This window comes from Pseudomonas cucumis, from assembly GCF_030687935.1.
GTDB classification, from domain to species: domain Bacteria; phylum Pseudomonadota; class Gammaproteobacteria; order Pseudomonadales; family Pseudomonadaceae; genus Aquipseudomonas; species Aquipseudomonas cucumis.
The window spans coordinates 292,251-307,859 of sequence record NZ_CP117454.1 but is presented as its reverse complement, the minus strand read 5'-3'; the positions used below and the strand labels follow the sequence as shown (position 1 = coordinate 307,859).

The 15,609-nt window shown below is 59.1% G+C and carries 14 protein-coding genes; 4 read left to right on the top strand and 10 right to left on the bottom strand.

Annotation, left to right across the window (positions count from 1 at the left end; translation table 11 throughout):
• Positions 1-9 precede the first annotated feature (9 nt).
• The 8 genes from PSH97_RS01345 to PSH97_RS01310 all read right to left on the bottom strand — a co-directional run bounded on the left by PSH97_RS01345 (position 10) and on the right by PSH97_RS01310 (position 9,535).
• Positions 10-756, bottom strand: coding sequence for a 2OG-Fe dioxygenase family protein (locus PSH97_RS01345; RefSeq protein ID WP_123361084.1), 747 nt, complete (start codon positions 754-756; stop codon positions 10-12).
• Positions 757-988: 232 nt separating this feature from the next.
• Positions 989-2,275: an OprD family porin gene (locus PSH97_RS01340; RefSeq protein ID WP_305447803.1), complete on the bottom strand. Its 1,287-nt coding sequence runs from the start codon at positions 2,273-2,275 to the stop codon at positions 989-991.
• Positions 2,276-2,511: 236 nt separating this feature from the next.
• Entirely contained in the window at positions 2,512-2,907 is a 396-nt protein-coding gene (locus tag PSH97_RS01335) for a nuclear transport factor 2 family protein (protein ID WP_305447802.1), read from the bottom strand.
• A gap of 17 nt (positions 2,908-2,924) precedes the next feature.
• The gene (locus PSH97_RS01330) at positions 2,925-3,596 is read right to left on the bottom strand and encodes a DsbA family protein (RefSeq protein WP_305447801.1); all 672 of its coding nucleotides are present in this window, start codon (positions 3,594-3,596) and stop codon (positions 2,925-2,927) included.
• Positions 3,597-3,862: 266 nt separating this feature from the next.
• On the bottom strand, positions 3,863-4,075 hold the full coding sequence (locus PSH97_RS01325) for a hypothetical protein (RefSeq protein WP_030129326.1): 213 nt from the start codon (positions 4,073-4,075) through the stop codon (positions 3,863-3,865).
• 245 nt (positions 4,076-4,320) lie between these two features.
• Positions 4,321-5,427: an agmatine deiminase gene (aguA, locus tag PSH97_RS01320; protein WP_305447800.1), complete on the bottom strand. Its 1,107-nt coding sequence runs from the start codon at positions 5,425-5,427 to the stop codon at positions 4,321-4,323.
• A 3-nt stretch (positions 5,428-5,430) separates the two neighbouring features.
• Positions 5,431-6,309, bottom strand: coding sequence for an N-carbamoylputrescine amidase (gene aguB, locus PSH97_RS01315; protein ID WP_305447799.1), 879 nt, complete (start codon positions 6,307-6,309; stop codon positions 5,431-5,433).
• Positions 6,310-6,622: 313 nt separating this feature from the next.
• On the bottom strand, positions 6,623-9,535 hold the full coding sequence (locus tag PSH97_RS01310; RefSeq protein ID WP_305447798.1) for an aminotransferase: 2,913 nt from the start codon (positions 9,533-9,535) through the stop codon (positions 6,623-6,625).
• 178 nt (positions 9,536-9,713) lie between these two features.
• Here PSH97_RS01310 and rfbC point away from each other — a divergent pair, with 178 nt between their 5' ends.
• From rfbC to PSH97_RS01290, 4 genes are all read left to right on the top strand, one after another.
• Positions 9,714-10,259 (top strand): dTDP-4-dehydrorhamnose 3,5-epimerase, encoded by a 546-nt coding sequence (gene rfbC / locus PSH97_RS01305; RefSeq protein ID WP_305447797.1) that lies wholly within the window; start codon positions 9,714-9,716, stop codon positions 10,257-10,259.
• A 106-nt stretch (positions 10,260-10,365) separates the two neighbouring features.
• A complete protein-coding gene (locus PSH97_RS01300) occupies positions 10,366-12,174 on the top strand; it encodes a sensor histidine kinase (protein WP_305447796.1) in 1,809 nt (602 codons plus the stop codon).
• Positions 12,171-13,565, top strand: coding sequence for a sigma-54-dependent transcriptional regulator (locus tag PSH97_RS01295; protein ID WP_305447795.1), 1,395 nt, complete (start codon positions 12,171-12,173; stop codon positions 13,563-13,565). Before PSH97_RS01300 ends, PSH97_RS01295 begins: the two co-directional genes overlap by 4 nt.
• A 40-nt stretch (positions 13,566-13,605) precedes the next feature.
• Complete coding sequence (locus PSH97_RS01290) at positions 13,606-14,061, top strand: thioesterase domain-containing protein (RefSeq protein WP_305447794.1); 456 nt, start codon at positions 13,606-13,608, stop codon at positions 14,059-14,061.
• Positions 14,062-14,165: 104 nt separating this feature from the next.
• Here PSH97_RS01290 and cysQ read toward each other — a convergent pair whose 3' ends face one another.
• Together cysQ and nudE are read right to left on the bottom strand one after the other, a co-directional pair.
• Positions 14,166-14,999, bottom strand: a complete 834-nt coding sequence (cysQ, locus tag PSH97_RS01285) for a 3'(2'),5'-bisphosphate nucleotidase CysQ (RefSeq protein ID WP_305447793.1) — start codon at positions 14,997-14,999, stop codon at positions 14,166-14,168.
• Positions 14,996-15,562 (bottom strand): ADP compounds hydrolase NudE, encoded by a 567-nt coding sequence (gene nudE / locus PSH97_RS01280; RefSeq protein WP_305447792.1) that lies wholly within the window; start codon positions 15,560-15,562, stop codon positions 14,996-14,998. The genes cysQ and nudE overlap by 4 nt, the downstream gene beginning before the upstream one ends.
• Positions 15,563-15,609: the final 47 nt, after the last annotated feature.

The window sequence follows — 15,609 nt, the reverse complement described above, 5'->3', positions numbered from 1 at the left end:
TCTAGCTGTTCAGCGAACAATGTCGAAAGCGGTCCCGGGCCGCGAGAAGGAAATGGCTAGAATCTGCCGATAGGCCATTTCGTGAGCGTGGGTGTTGCGTGCCGGGGTCACGTAGTGACGCATGTCGCGATCGAGGAAGTAGGTGGTGTCGAGGATTTCCAGATAGGTCGTCGCCGCCAGTTGTTCCTCTTGGGCCGAATACAAACGGCTCTCCGCTCCATCCACGTTGTTGCGGCCCCAGAAATGCACACCGCTGAACGGATAACCGTCGCAGTGAATACCTTCCGGGGTAATTTCCAGTTGCTTGCCCGGCTTGATCTCGATGCGGATCTGATGGATCTGGCATTGCCAGATTTCGTCGTGCAACTCCGGCGGCAATACGTTTTTGTACACCTCGAAATCCGCATCGATGAGGCTGCGCATCACCGGCGAATTGATGACTTCATTGGAGAAGTCCTGGAAGTGCCGCTCCAGTCCGCCGACATAGCTGTTGTTGGCCTTCGATTGCACGTAGGCGCGGTGTTCCAGCTGCTTCAAGTCTCGGGTGACCGGGTTGTATTCGAAGTCGCTGTAACGACGGAAACGCATGCCCGCATCGGCTTGGCCGTAATAACTGTCCGGCTCCATGCTTTCCCAACTTTTGGTCAATCTGACGAAGTCGGAAAAATGACCGAAGAGATTGAAGTCGGCTCCCTGGACGTTGACATATTTGTCGCGCCGTAGCGATTCGCCAACTTCTCTGTTCAAAACGATCATTACTAGGTCTCCACTGCATTTAGCGGCTTAATCTAGTAGGTGCGGGATTTGCGGCCCATGAGAAAGAATTTCAGGCATATCAAGCGTTGATTGAAACGCGGTATGAAGTTGCTTTAATTCGACTTTTTACGATCGAAAACACACATTTTTGGTATTTCCCTACGGTCATGAGACAAAAAAAACCCCGAACCAGTCGGGGTTTTTATCGAGTCTGAATAAACTCAGCCGATCATCAGAAGATGTTGATCGGGTAATCCACGAATACGCGCAGTTCGTTGCCGCTGACGTTGTACTCGCTGGATTTCTGCGACACGCGCAGGATCGAGCTGCGTACCTTCACGCTCAGGTCTTTGGCCGGGCCACTTTGCACGACGTACTTGAACTGGTTGAAGATTTCGCGCTCGGTGCCGCCTTCGCTGGTGGAGGTGGTGATGTTGTCACCGCGCACGTAGGCAAAGTTGTAGCTCAAGCCAGGAATACCGAAAGCGCGGAAGTCCAGACCGTAGCCCAACTGCCAGCTGCGTTCGTCTTCGGCGTTGAAGTCGGACCAGTAGGAGTTCGCCAGGTAGATGGTGTTACCGCCGTCGCCGACGCGACCTTGATCCTTCTGATAGCCGCCGTAGGCGTAGCCCAGGTTGCTGTCGCCGGTGCTGCGTTGGTGAGCGAGAGTGAACGAGTGTGGGCCGGTGGCGAAGGTCGCTGCCAGGCTCCAGATCTTGTTGTCGTCGCCGGTAGCACCGCTTTCGCGGACGTAGGAATCGTCCAGCTTGGTGCGGTAGCCGTTGAAGTCCAGGGTCAGGGACTGATCCTTGTCGATTGGGAACATGTAGTTGGCGTTCACGTATTGCTTCTTCAGCACGTCTTCGACGTCGGACGCGTACAGCGCGGCCTTGAACTGTTCGGTGAACTGGTAGCTACCACCCAACACGTTGATCGACTTCAAGCCACCGCTGTCACGGCCTTCAGCACTTTTGCGCGATTCGGCGGTGAAGCGACCGGCGTTCAGCTCCAGGCCTTTGATCTCCTTGGAGGTGATCAGGGTGCCGGTGTAGCTTTCCGGCAGCAGGCGCGAGTTGTCGTAGTTCAGCACCGGCAAGGCCGGCATCTGGTCGCCATAGGTCAGCGTGGTGCTGGAGAGACGGAACTTGACTGCCGCGCCACCCTTCGACAGGTCGTCAGCCGCGTTGCCGCTATCGCCCTGTTTGAAGAAGTCGATACCACCGGCGCCGCTGCGGCCCTTGCCGCCATCCAGACGCAGCGCGTACAGACCGAAGGCATCCACACCGACACCGACGGTGCCTTGGGTGAAGCCGGACGAGAAAGTACCGATGGCCGCTTGGCCCCATTCCGCTTTGTCCGGGTTGCCGTCTTTATAGTCACGATTGATATAGGCATTGCGCAGCAGCACTTTGAGGCTGCTGTCTTCAACAAAACCCTTGGATTCGGCCTGGTCGTTAGCCATGGCCTGCGTGGCACTCAACATCCCCAGTGCGATCAGGCTGATTCGCTTGTTCAACATGTTATTTTCCTTATTACGGGTTGATACGCGCTGTGTCGAACCACTGAAACGGCGCTATCGCGCTCTTTTTTCACCCCAAAACAAAAAGGCCCGCCCACGAAAATTCGCGGCGGGCCTTTTATTTGTTTTGTGAGTCATGGCGGTTAGCCACAGGCGTTGGGCGCATCCTATCTGCGCCCTTAATAAGGTGTCAATTTCAGGAATCGTCTGTAAATAGGCGAAAATCGTCTAAGAAATCACTTGTCAGCGATAGCCAATTGCACGGTGTGGCTGTCGACGAATTGTTCGAAATGCGTGACCTTGCCGTCGGCCAAGGTCCACAAGTGAGCGACCCGAGCATTCATCGGGCGGCCGGTGGCTTTGTAAATTGCTCTGTAATTGCCGTAGGCAAACACCTTGTCGCCCTGTGCGACATAGTTCTCAACCTTGAACTGAAAATCTTCCCACTCGGTGGCCAGGCGCTTGAAGACGTTTTCGACGATAGCGTCGAAACCGACATAAGTCCCTGCGTACGGAAAACCAGCGGCTTCAGTCCAGCGAGCGTCATCGGCCAGCGCCGCGGCGGTGTTGCGAGCGTTCTCCTGGGCGTTGGCGCCTTCGTAGGTGCTTTTGATCAGGCTCAGGTTATCCATGGTGACTCCAGGTGAATTCAATGGGCGCAGCCGTCGAGGCCACAGGCAGGAAACGCGTATGAAGACTCTTTTGCCGCAAGTGACTGGCTCAACCATTGGGCGAAGGCTTGCGGCTTGCCGAGCCAAGGGCCGATGTCGACCAAGGTGAACTGGCCATCGTGTTCCAGCACGAAGGTCGGGAAACCCTGACCGCCGACCTTGGCCAAGAGTGCGCGGCTGTCTTTGATATGGCGATCAGTGTCAGCTTCATTAAACGCCTGTTGGAAGGCCTCGGGCTCAAGACCTATTTGTGTGGCGAGTTCCAGCAGCACGGTGTTATCAGCAATGCGTCGACCTTCCACGTAATGAGCCGTCTGCAGACGCCCCAGCAATTCAAGACCGCGTTCTGCGATCTGCTCGGCTGCCAGCACGGCGGCAATCGGCGGCGCGGAATCGAACACCGCCGTCTCATCGCGCAGCAGCCCCTCAAAATACGCCTCGCCAAACGGCTGACCGGTGTACTCGGCGATGCGTCGGTCATGGGGCATGACGTAATTGCGCAGTTGTGGCGAAACGGTCTGGCGGTTGGCGCCAGTCATCATGCCGCCACCGTGGGCGATCACCGGCAACACGGCTTTGGCAGCCTGGACCAGTGGTTTGGCGCCGTAACACCAGCCGCACAAAGGGTCGTAAATGTAGTGAAAGATCATGGGAAGACTCCGGCAACAAAGTAGGAAAACTCAATGCCGGCAGATTAATCCCCAGACAGTTTCGGAAAAACGCTGGAATGGCTTCCAGTCTGTTTCATGAATCGGTCGAATAACCTCCTCGTGCTTTTGTACCAAGATACAACCAATCAGCATAGGAGCTGCCGCAGGCTGCGATCTTGACGTCCTGACAAGCGCCAATTTTTCCAACAGGCATAAAAAAGCGCCGCCTCCCCGGCAGCGCTTTTATCAATCCGTTGTTTTTCTTCTTATCCTTCCATCACATCCCACAGTGCTTCCAGTTCCGCCTCGCTGAATAAACCAGCGGGGTAGCGCTCGATCATCATCCGGCGCGGATCAGGTTCCCTGATCTGACGCGTTCCATTGGACTTCAACCATTGCGCCAGGACCTGTAGCGATTCGCTGTTAACTGCCAGGGGATGCAGTGCCCGCTCGCTCACGACATTCATTTCGGCGTTCATCTCAGCGCTCTCTCCTGGTTTGTGAGCGGCTAACTTATCCAAGGTTTATGACAGAACATCGAAGTTCTCTCCCTCCCCGTGTTGCACCATCGAAGATACAAGAGCTGTGCCAATGTTTTCGAAGTGTCGATAAGTGGATACAAAAAAGCCCGCAGTCCTGACGGGCTGCGGGCTTTCTGTGAAGCGACGAGGCTAAATCGTAGCTTAATCGTTTTTTCAAACGACCCAAGCTGTTACGACCTCACTCACTCCTTGTGCGGCGCGGGCTGTTGTTGGGTAAGGCAATGAATGTTACCGCCCCCCAGTAACAGTTCGCGACCCGGCACCATGACCACTTCGTGTTGCGGGAACAAGCTCTGCAATATCTCTTTGGCCGGGCCATCCAGCGGGTCATCGAAGCTCGGCGCAATGATGCCGCCGTTGACGATCAGGAAATTCACATACGAACCAGCCAGACGAACGGTTGGATTACGCTCCTGAGTGCCGTCCACCGGATCGACACCTGCACACTCTTCCTCGGTCGCATACAGCGGCCCCGGAATCGGCATTTTGTGCACCGTGAATGGGCGACCCTTGGCGTCGGTGCTGTTTTGCAACACGTTCATTGCCGCCTGGCAGCGCGGGTAGTTCGGATCCTGCGGGTCGTCAGTCCAGGCCAGCAGTACTTCGCCCGGGCGCACGTAGCAGCAGAAGTTATCCACATGGCCGTCGGTTTCGTCGTTGAACAAACCGTCCGGCAGCCAAATGATTTTATCCACAGCCAGGTTTGCGCTGAGCACCGCTTCGATTTGCGCACGGTCCATATGCGGATTGCGATTGCGGTTGAGCAGGCACTCTTCGGTGGTGATCAGGGTGCCTTCGCCATCGACATGAATCGAACCGCCTTCAAGCACGAAGCCCTCGGTGCGGTAGCGCGGGCTGCGCTCGATTTCGAGGATCTTGCCCGCCACCTGCGAATCGCGGTTCCACGGCGAATACAAACCACCGTCGAAACCGCCCCAGGCATTGAAATCCCAATCTACACCACGGACTTCGCCGCGATTGTTGATGACGAACGTCGGGCCGGTATCCCGGACCCAGGCGTCATCGCTGGACATCTCCACCAAACGAATATTCGGCACGTCGAGACGGGCACGAGCATTTTCGTACTGGCCAGCGGAAACCGCCACGGTCACCGGTTCGAAACGCGCGATGGCCTTGGCCACCGCCACATGCGCGGCTTGCGCCGGTTTGCCGCCCAGGCGCCAGTTGTCCGGGCGCTCGGGCCAGACCATCCAGGTTTGGGTCTGTGGTGCCCATTCGGCTGGCATGTAAAAGCCGTCGGCGCGAGGGGTGCTGTTCAAAGTGGTCATGGTTCAGGACTCCAGGGAACCGTCGAGGGTTTTAATCGCGCCGTACAGGTTCGGGCGACGGTCACGGAACGAGCCCCATGCGCTGCGAATGTGTTCCAGCTCATCGAGGTCGAAACTGTGAACCAGAATGCCTTCTTCTGTTTCGTTCAGCTCTTGGACTTTCTCGCCAAACTGGTTGGCAATGAACGACGAGCCGTAGAAGGTAATGTCGTAGCCGTCCTGCTCTTCGTTGCCAATGCGGTTGCTGGCGATCAGCGGCATCAGGTTGGCGCCGGCATGGCCTTGTTGCACGCGCTGCCAGTGGTCGCGGGACGAAATGGTCTTGTCGTGTGGCTCGCTGCCGATGGCGGTCGGGTAGAACAGGATTTGCGCACCTTGCAGCGCCATGCTGCGGGCGCACTCAGGGAACCACTGATCCCAGCAGATGCCCACGCCAATTTTCGCGTAACGGGTGTTCCAGACTTTGAAGCCGGTATCCCCCGGGTTGAAGTAGTACTTTTCGTGGTAGCCGGGGCCATCCGGGATGTGACTTTTACGATAAATCCCGAGGTTGCTGCCATCGGCATCGATGATCGCGATGCTGTTGAAACGTGCGCGGCCGGCCAGTTCGTAGAAGCTGATCGGCAGAACAACCTGCAGTTCTTTGGCGACTTTCTGGAAATGCTTGATGGCGACGTTGTCTTCGACCGTCGTTGCCAGTTGCAGGTAGTCCGGGTTTGGCTTCTGGCAGAAGTACGGCGCCTCGAACAGCTCCTGGATCAGGATGATTTGCGCGCCTTTCGCCGCAGCCTCACGGACCAGCTTCTCAGCGGTCTCAATGTTGGCTTCAAGGTCCCAGGAACAGGCCATCTGGGTAGCGGCGACGGTAACGATACGGCTCATGAATCATCTCCTGGGCAAGTGCTTGAGGGTCGAGGGTGGCATCGACCGATGACAGAAAGAGGCAGCACCGGGCGTGGCTCGTCCACACCGTGGGCAGTGGCGACTTTATAGCCGATAAAAATCGGCTTTTAAAGCTATAAATATTCTTTCTGTCGAAAATTACTCACTTAAATCCGATAATAATCGATATTCATGTATGTCTTTATGACGCCTTCGCGGGCAAGCCTCGCTCCTACAGGTCCGTGTCGTGCGTATTCCGCGAACGACATAAATCCGTAGGAGCGAGGCTTGCCCGCGAAGGCGATATCAAGTCTTACAACCCTTCGTTCAACACCTTCGACAGCATGTCGACAAAGAAATCCACGCTCTGACGCGACGTAACCATCGGCGGTTTGATCTTGAGAATGTTCAGGTAATCGCCCGTCGGCTGCATGAAGATCCCCAACTCACGAAGGCGATCGCACAACGCCGTGGTTTCTTCAGTCGCGGGCTCGAGGGTTTCGCGATTGCGGATCAACTCCACGCCCAGATAGAAGCCGGAACCATGCACCGCCCCCACCAACGGATGCCGCTCGATCAAGGCTTCAAGACGTTCCTTGAAATACCCGCCCACGACCTGGGCGTTTTCCCATAGTTTTTCTTCCTCCATCACATCCAGCACTGCCATGCCGATCCGGCAACTGACCGGGCTGCCACCGGCCGACGAGAAGAAGTAACCCTCGGCCTCCAGCGCTTCAGCAATTTCCCGACGGGTAATGACCGCGCCCAACGGCTGGCCGTTACCCATGCCTTTGGCCATGGTGATGATGTCCGGCACCACGCCCTGCTCCTCGAAGCCCCAGAAGAATTTGCCCATGCGGCCATAACCGACCTGCACCTCATCGGCGATGCACACCCCGCCCTGAGCGCGGACCAGCGCATAGACCTGCTTCAAATAGCCCGGCGGCAGTGAGATACCGCCGGCATTGCCATACACCGGCTCGCAGATGAAACCGGCTAGTTGGCGTTTCTGTTCGGCGATTTTCGCCAGATTGTGCTCGACGCTGCGCACGTAGTCCGGCGCGCTGTCGACACCACGAAATTCACCGCGATAGGTGTTTGGTGCGGTCACCGGATGCACCCAGTCGGGACGGCTGCTCAAGGCCTTCGGGTTGTCGGCAATCGAAGTCGAGACCGCATCCGCTGCCACCGACCAACCGTGATAGGCCTCCAACACGCTGAGCATGTCGCGACCACCGCTATAGGCCCAGGCCAGACGAATCGCCAGGTCATTGGCCTCGGTACCGCTGTTGACCAGAAATACACGGTCCATGTTGTCCGGTGCCAGTTTCAGCAAGCGCTCGGAAAACTCGGCAATCGCCGCATAGTGAAAACGCGAGTTGGTGTTGAGCAACGACCACTGCCGGCTGGCGACGGCGGCCATGCGCGGATGCCCATGACCGAGCACCGCGACATTGTTGAGCATGTCGAGGTAGGAACGACCCTGCATATCGATCAGGTGATTGCGCCAGCCACGCTCGATACGCGGCGGGTCGACGTAATAGTGTTTCTGGGAACGAGCGAAACTCGCGTCACGGCGGGCCAGCAATGTCTGCGGGTCGAGTTCTTCTTCCGCATCACAGGCCAGGCCCAGCAGCGCGGCAGGTGAAGGACACAACGCCTGCCAGGCTGCCGCGCGCGAAGGCGTGCAAAACAACGGCGCGTCGAGCTGAGCACTTCGACACAACTGCACGATCAATGGCCCGCTGACCGAACCCAGCACCTGGCCTTTGACCAGCGCCGCGCCACTGCGCACCGACGGGGCCACACCCCACAACCGGACGCTGAGTTCTGGGCCGTCCAGTTGCAGCAGGTTCTCCCCTTCGATATGGATAATGCCGGCAAACGGCGCTTCGACCGCCGTGCCGGCCGGCACTCGCAATGCAACGTGCAACGGAAAAGTATCCGGTTCGCTGGCGCTGTCCGGCCGAGTGCGGGACAGACGATACTGGCCATATCGACTGGCCGCCAGACCGTGAGCCTCGGCGGCTTCCGTCAACAAACGCAGATCGATCCCTTGCTGTTCCCAGTTACCCGCCTCGAAATGCGGACTGAGCACGCCCAGATCGATCAACGCAAATTCACGCCCCACCAGACTCGGCAACAATGGCGCGAAACCTTCACTGCCAATACTCGGCAGGCTTTGGCCGACCGCGGTAAGAATCGCCGCCTCCATCAACTCCAGTGGTACCGATGTGGCCACGCGGAAAATTTCCCACTCGTGGGTCAGGTTGCCGCCACTGTATTCGTTGTCCGGATCGATGCTGACCTGCTGTTCGCCACTCAGCACCAGCACCACCGAGCGCGCAACAATCAGCGGCCAGAGCGCCAGCAACTCTTCATGCTGCAACGGGTTGACCGCGTGATAAGCCCGAACAGCCGGCAAAATGTAGAACGGATCGCCATCGGCATGGTGCAGCAGCGCGGCGCAAGTCACCGACAGGTCGGTGATCCGCCAGGTTCGGACCAGGTCGCCGAAATCGATGACGCCCTGCAACTGCCATTGGCGCTGCAAGTCCCGCTGCCAGACCACGTTGTCGTCGGTGATGTCCATGTGAATCGCCTGCACCGGCAACTTATCCACCAAGGGCTGCAAATGGCGATCGGCCTGTTCGGCCGCTTCAGCAAGCAACGCTCGTTGCCGCTCATCCTTGATCACCGGCAGCAAATGCGCGATCAACGCGTTGGCGTGGCGGGCGTCCCATTGAAGGGTGCGCTCAAGACCCGGGTGATCGAACTCGGCCAGCGCCAGATCCATTTCGCCGCAGAGTCGACCGAAACCGGCAACCACTGAATGGCTTAGATGATCAAGGTGCGTCAGGGACTGGCCGTCGATGTAATCAAGCAGGCGCACGTGCACCGCCTGCCCCCCAACCTCAAGGGAGAGCAGGTCTGCGCCGTTTTTGGCAGCAATCACTCCAGGCACCGGCACGCCGGAATGTTCAGCCAGATGCTTGAGCCCTGCGTGCTGGGCTTGCAGCTCCAGGACCGAGTAATCGCCGCGGCAGATTTTCAGGACGAAACGCCCCTGATCACTGTCGACCCGATAGTTGAGATCCTGCTGGCTACCAAGAGCCTGCAACCGCCCGCTCAGCTCGTAATGCTCTTTCAACAGCTCAAGCGCTTGCGCCGCAGATACCTGCGGGCAGGGCAAACTGGCGCGGTGAATCAACGTGGCGAGCGGCATACAACGACCCCTGAAATGTTATTAGGCGCTTATATCGCCATTGCTTGGGGCGATACGCAACCCCCTTCCTGGTTGGCGCGAATCAAATGCCCGCGCAACTCTCTTCATCGCCCCACTCGCACCCGCTGCCACTTTGCGTAAGAATGACGGCCATCACGCCTATTGCTGGAGAAACACTATGAATGTAGTCACCACCGACCTGCCCGGTGTTCTGATCATCGAACCCAAGGTATTTGGTGACGAGCGCGGTTTCTTCTATGAGAGCTTCAACGCCAAGGCTTTCGAAGAGGCAACCGGCCTGAACACCCAGTTCGTTCAGGACAACCATTCCCGCTCGCAAAAAGGTGTACTGCGCGGTTTGCATTACCAACTGGAGAACACTCAGGGCAAACTGGTCCGCGTCACCGTCGGTGAAGTGTTGGACGTGGCGGTGGATATTCGCCGCAGCTCGCCGCATTTCGGCAAATGGGTGGCGGTGCGCCTGTCCGCCGACAACCATCGCCAACTCTGGGTGCCGGAAGGTTTTGCCCATGGTTTCGTGGTGCTGAGCGATTTCGCCGAGTTCCTCTACAAAACCACCGACTACTACACCCCGTCGGCCGAGCGCAGCATTCGCTGGGACGATCCGGATTTGGGTATTGACTGGCAGCTGGACGAAGCACCGAAGCTGTCAGCTAAAGATCAGTCCGCCGCGTTCTTCAAGGACGCTGAAGTCTTTTCCTGAATTCCTGTGTGAATTTTCACCGCCAGCGCGCACTTGATCCCAGGTGCGCAGACTGCGCCCGCAAGCCTAGGCATAATGCGTCTGTACCCACAGGCGCTAGATGCTCATGACTCCGACCCTTCCCCGCAGACCTCGCTGGCGCAGCCTGGCGCTACTCGCGTTGTGCCTGGCGCCCTTGCTGTGGCCGCTGGAGCATCTGGCCGAGCGTTACTACCGCAGCGAACTGGCCGGGCAGAACCGTCAGACCCTCGATCTCTACGTCGCCAACCTGCTGGGCACCCTGCATCGGTATGAAGTGTTGCCGCAGATTCTCGGCGAGCTGCCCGCCCTGCGCGCGACATTGGCCGCCCCCGACGAGGGCGTGATTCAGGGCAATGCCAATCGCCTGTTGAAAAACATCAGTGCCCAGACCGGCGCCGAAGTCATGTACCTGATGGACACCACCGGCAAGACGCTGGCGGCCTCCAATTGGGACAAACACGACAGCTTCGTCGGCCGCAATTTCGCTTTCCGCCCTTATTTCAGTGAAGCCATGGCCGGGCGGCTGGGGCGCTTCTTCGGCCTGGGCACCACCTCGGCCAAGCGCGGTTACTTCTTTGCGGCAGCGATACGTGATCGCGAAAAAATCATCGGCGTCCTGGTGGTCAAGGTCGACCTCGACCACACCGAAAGTCTCTGGGGCAAAACCCCGGAACAACTGTTGGTCACCGACCACAATGGCGTGGTCATCCTCACGTCGCGGCCCGAGTGGCGTTTCCGCTCGACACGTCCATTGAGCGACGCAGAGCGCGAGGCCATCACCGCGATTCAACCCTACCCGACCCGAGATCCCAAGCCGTTGAATCTCGACGCCAACGCTTGGCTGACTCAAACCCGGCAGATCGAAGAAACCGGCTGGAGCGTCAGCATCCTTGCACCGCGTACCCTGATCGACCGCCCGGTGCGCACCGTCGTGGCCATCGGTGGCGCAACGCTGCTGGTATTGATGCTGCTGCTCGGCCTGATGATGCAACGCCGACGCCATTACCTGGAGCGGATCGCCTTCGAAGGCAAGGCCCGCCAGGAACTGGAAGGTCGGGTCGCTGAGCGGACCAGTGACCTCGAAGGTCTCAACCGTCGACTGAAGCAGGAAGTGCTGGAGCGCGAACACGCTCAGCAGGAACTGGTACGCGCTCAGGATGACCTGGTGCAGGCCGGCAAGCTCTCAGCGCTGGGAACGATGTCGGCAAGCATCAGCCATGAACTCAACCAACCGCTGGCGGCCATCCGCAGTTACGCAGAGAATGCCGAAGTGCTGCTCGATCATCAGCGCACCGAGGATGCTCGCGGCAACCTCAAGCTGATCAGCGAACTGACTGAGCGCATGGCCTCAATCATCGCCCACCTGCGCGCCTTCGCCCGGCGTGATCGCCACGCTCCGGAAAGCGTGGCCCTGCAACCGGCGCTGGACGACGCCCTGGCGTTATTGGCCAAGCGTCGGCGCAGCATGGAAGTCGAGCTGATCCGTGACCTGCCGGCCGCCACCCTGTGGGTCGAGGCCGGGGAAACCCGTCTGCGCCAGGTACTCGGCAACCTGCTGGCCAATGCCCTCGATGCGCTGACGGAAAAAGGCCCGCCACGTAAACTCTGGTTGAGTGCCGAGTCCACCGCCGACGGCGTCAATCTGTACATTCGCGACAACGGCCCCGGGTTCTGCCTGGAAGCGCTGGGTCGTGCCGGCGAACCCTTTTACACCACCAAGACCCGCACTCAGGGGCTTGGGCTGGGGCTGGCGATTTGCGACACCCTGATGCGCGCCTTCGGTGGTGAACTGTCGTTCTCTAATCACAAGGAAGGCGGCGCCCTGATTACCCTGAAATTGCGCGCAGGCGCACCAGGCGTGAGCCTGCAACCGTCCGAGGACCGAAGTGCATGAGCATCGACAACCGCATCCAGGTCGTGTTGATCGACGACGATCCCCATCTGCGCCAAGCCCTGAGCCAGACCCTGGACCTGGCCGGCCTGAAAATCCTGCCGCTGGCTGAAGCCAAGGGCCTGGCCGGGCAACTCGAACGCGACTGGTCGGGGGTAGTGGTCAGTGACATCCGCATGCCGGGCATGGACGGTCTCGAACTGCTGACCGAACTCCACGCCCAGGACCCGGAGCTGCCGGTGCTGCTGATCACCGGCCACGGCGATGTGCCGCTGGCGGTACAAGCCATGCGCGCAGGGGCCTATGACTTTCTGGAAAAACCTTTCGCCAGCGACGCCCTGCTCGACAGCGTACGTCGTGCCCTGGACCTGCGCCGGCTGGTGCTGGACAACCGCAGCCTGCGTCTGGCCCTGAGCGATCGCAACGAACTGAGCGCTCGACTGGTCGGGCAATCGGCGCCAATGCTGCGCCTGCGCGAGCAGATCGGTGCACTGGCGGCAACCAAGGCCGATGTACTGATCCTTGGCGAAACCGGTGCGGGCAAGGAAGTGGTGGCCCGCGCGCTGCACGATCTGTCGAGTCGGCGTAACGGCCCGTTCGTGGCGATCAACGCCGGGGCTCTTGCCGAGTCAGTGGTGGAAAGCGAGCTGTTCGGTCACGAGCCCGGCGCCTTCACCGGCGCGCAGAAGCGTCGCATCGGCAAGTTCGAATTCGCCAACGGTGGCACGTTGTTCCTCGATGAAATCGAAAGCATGAGCCTGGACGTGCAGGTGAAACTGCTGCGCTTGCTGCAAGAGCGGGTGGTCGAGCGCTTGGGTGGCAACCAGCTGATCCCGCTGGACATCCGCATCATCGCCGCGACCAAGGAAGACCTGCGTCAATCCGCTGATCAAGGCCGTTTCCGTGCCGACTTGTATTACCGCCTGAACGTCGCGCCGCTGCGCATTCCGCCGCTGCGCGAGCGGGGCGAAGATGCGCTGATGCTGTTCCAGCATTTCGCCGACGAAGCCAGCGCGCGCCACGGTTTGCCGCCCCACGAATTGCAACCGGGGCACCGGGCGTTGCTGTTACGCCATACCTGGCCTGGCAATGTGCGCGAACTGCAGAACGCCGCCGAACGCTTTGCCCTAGGCCTGGAACTGGCGCTGGACAATAGCGCGCCGAATGGCGGCGTAGGCAGTACGATTGAAGTGGTCAACGGCGGTCTGAGCGAGCAAGTGGAGAACTTCGAGAAGAGCCTGATTGCCGCCGAACTGGCGCGCTCGCACAGCTCCGTGCGCAGCCTCGCCGAAGCGCTCGGCATTCCACGCAAAACCTTGCATGACAAACTGCGCAAGCATGGTCTGAACTTCGCCGACGGCGGTGCCGGCAACCCCACTGACGATATCGATTGAGCTACCGTCAACTCATCATCTTCAAACAAGAGGCTTTTGAATGAACCGCGACTGTCGTCACCTGGAATCGATCCTCCACCACGACATCCCCCTCACGCGGAAGATGGGCCTCAAAGTGCTCGACTGGCACGACCAACAACTGCGCATGCACCTGCCGCTGGAGGCCAACGTCAATCACAAGAGCACCATGTTCGGCGGCAGCCTGTATTGCGGCGCCGTGCTGGCCGGCTGGGGCTGGTTGCATTTGCGTTTACACGAAGAAGGCATTGAAGACGGTCACATCGTGATTCAGGAAGGGCAGATCAGTTACCCGCTGCCGGTCACCATGGACGCAACAGCGATTTGCCAGGCACCGAGTGCGGCGGTATGGAAGAAGTTTCTGGCAATGTATGAGCGGTATGGGCGGGCGCGGTTGACGCTGCATTCGCGGATCGTGAATACCGGGAGTGAAGAGGATGCGGTGAAGTTTACCGGGCAGTACGTCCTCCACCGATGACTGATCGTTCCCACGCTCTGCGTGGGAATGCAGCCCGTGACGCTCCGCGTCACTGGACCGGGAGCGTCCCTAGAGGCATTCCCACGCGGAGCATGGGAACGATCTTAGTTGCGGGCCAAAGCCAATAACTTCTCCCGCCACGCAGCCTTTGCCGGCAGCGCCAGAAAGAATTCATTCAGCAAAGACTCCCGCGCCGGATAACAGAACGGCTCACCATTCAAATCCAGCACCTCACCGCCTGCGCCTTCCAGCACGCCTTGAGCTGCGGCAGTGTCCCACTGCGACGTCGGCGCCAACCGCGGATAACAATCCGCCGCCCCTTCCGCCAGCAGGCAAAATTTCAGCGAGCTGCCGATATTCGCCAGTTGCAGTTCACCCAGACTGTCGCTCAACCCCGCGAGTAACCGCTCCTGCTCAGGGCTGGAATGCCGACGACTGGCGACCACCGTGAAGGCTTCACCCGCCGCCGGAACCTCGCGAACCTGAATCGGTAACGGCTCGGCACCTTTATCGGCACGCCAGGCACCCATTCCGGCACCGCCGACATAAAAGCGCCCGTTGGTCGGCATCGACACCACGCCAAACACCACACGCCCCTGCTCAATCAACGCAATGTTGACGGTGAACTCTTCGCTGCCGGAGATGAACTCCTTGGTTCCGTCCAACGGATCGACCAGCCACCAGCGCTGCCAGCCGGCGCGCACGCTCTGGGGGATATTGGCGTCTTCTTCGGACAGCACCGGAATGCTCGGATCCAGCGCCGTCAGCCCGGCCAGAATCACATGATGAGCGGCCATATCAGCGGCTGTAACCGGAGAATCATCGGATTTGGCAGTCACGGCAACGTTGACGCGCCAGAACGGCAGGATCGCCTCGCCAGCCTTCAAAGCCAGTTCAATGACTGGCGCCATCAACGGATGGGGAAAATTCAAATTCACGGCAAAAACATCCCACGTTGAGTCAGTAAGTCACGAGCCAGATACAGCGCTGCCAAGGCACGGCCCTCGGTGAATCGCGGGTTCTGCGCCAAAGACGACAATTCACGCAGGCTAATCTTGTCCACCCCCATCGGCTCAGGTTCGTCACCTTCCAGGCGTTCTTCGTACAAATCGGTGGCCAGCACCACCTGGATCTTCTGGCTCATGTAGCCGGGTGACAACGACAACTCGGTCAGATGTTCCAGCTGCCGCGCGCCATACCCGGCCTCCTCCATGAGCTCCCGCTCGGCCGCCGCCAACACGTCTTCGCCCGGCTCGATCAAACCTTTGGGCAGGGACAGTTCATATTCATCGGTGCCGCCGCAGTATTCCTCTACCAACACCGCGTGATCCGCGTCGAGCATTGCCACGATCATCACCGCGCCATGACCAGTGCCTTTGCTGACCAGACGCTCGTAAGTGCGCTCCACGCCATTGGAAAAGCGCAACTTCAGCTCTTCGACACAGAACAAACGGCTGGTGGCGACGATCTCGCGAGCGAGTACGGTGGGTTTCTGGCGCATAAATGGCTCCTTGGCGTAAGCGGGTTACTATACCCGGCCTATCCTGA

Bases quoted from the DNA above. Each gene is read 5' to 3' on its own strand.
- PSH97_RS01345 (WP_123361084.1), bottom strand. From the start codon at position 756: ATGATCGTTTTGAACAGAGAAGTTGGCGAATCGCTACGGCGCGACAAA.
- PSH97_RS01340 (WP_305447803.1), bottom strand. From the start codon at position 2,275: ATGTTGAACAAGCGAATCAGCCTGATCGCACTGGGGATGTTGAGTGCC.
- PSH97_RS01335 (WP_305447802.1), bottom strand. From the start codon at position 2,907: ATGGATAACCTGAGCCTGATCAAAAGCACCTACGAAGGCGCCAACGCC.
- PSH97_RS01330 (WP_305447801.1), bottom strand. From the start codon at position 3,596: ATGATCTTTCACTACATTTACGACCCTTTGTGCGGCTGGTGTTACGGC.
- PSH97_RS01325 (WP_030129326.1), bottom strand. From the start codon at position 4,075: ATGAACGCCGAAATGAATGTCGTGAGCGAGCGGGCACTGCATCCCCTG.
- aguA (WP_305447800.1), bottom strand. From the start codon at position 5,427: ATGACCACTTTGAACAGCACCCCTCGCGCCGACGGCTTTTACATGCCA.
- aguB (WP_305447799.1), bottom strand. From the start codon at position 6,309: ATGAGCCGTATCGTTACCGTCGCCGCTACCCAGATGGCCTGTTCCTGG.
- PSH97_RS01310 (WP_305447798.1), bottom strand. From the start codon at position 9,535: ATGCCGCTCGCCACGTTGATTCACCGCGCCAGTTTGCCCTGCCCGCAG.
- rfbC (WP_305447797.1), top strand. From the start codon at position 9,714: ATGAATGTAGTCACCACCGACCTGCCCGGTGTTCTGATCATCGAACCC.
- PSH97_RS01300 (WP_305447796.1), top strand. From the start codon at position 10,366: ATGACTCCGACCCTTCCCCGCAGACCTCGCTGGCGCAGCCTGGCGCTA.
- PSH97_RS01295 (WP_305447795.1), top strand. From the start codon at position 12,171: ATGAGCATCGACAACCGCATCCAGGTCGTGTTGATCGACGACGATCCC.
- PSH97_RS01290 (WP_305447794.1), top strand. From the start codon at position 13,606: ATGAACCGCGACTGTCGTCACCTGGAATCGATCCTCCACCACGACATC.
- nudE (WP_305447792.1), bottom strand. From the start codon at position 15,562: ATGCGCCAGAAACCCACCGTACTCGCTCGCGAGATCGTCGCCACCAGC.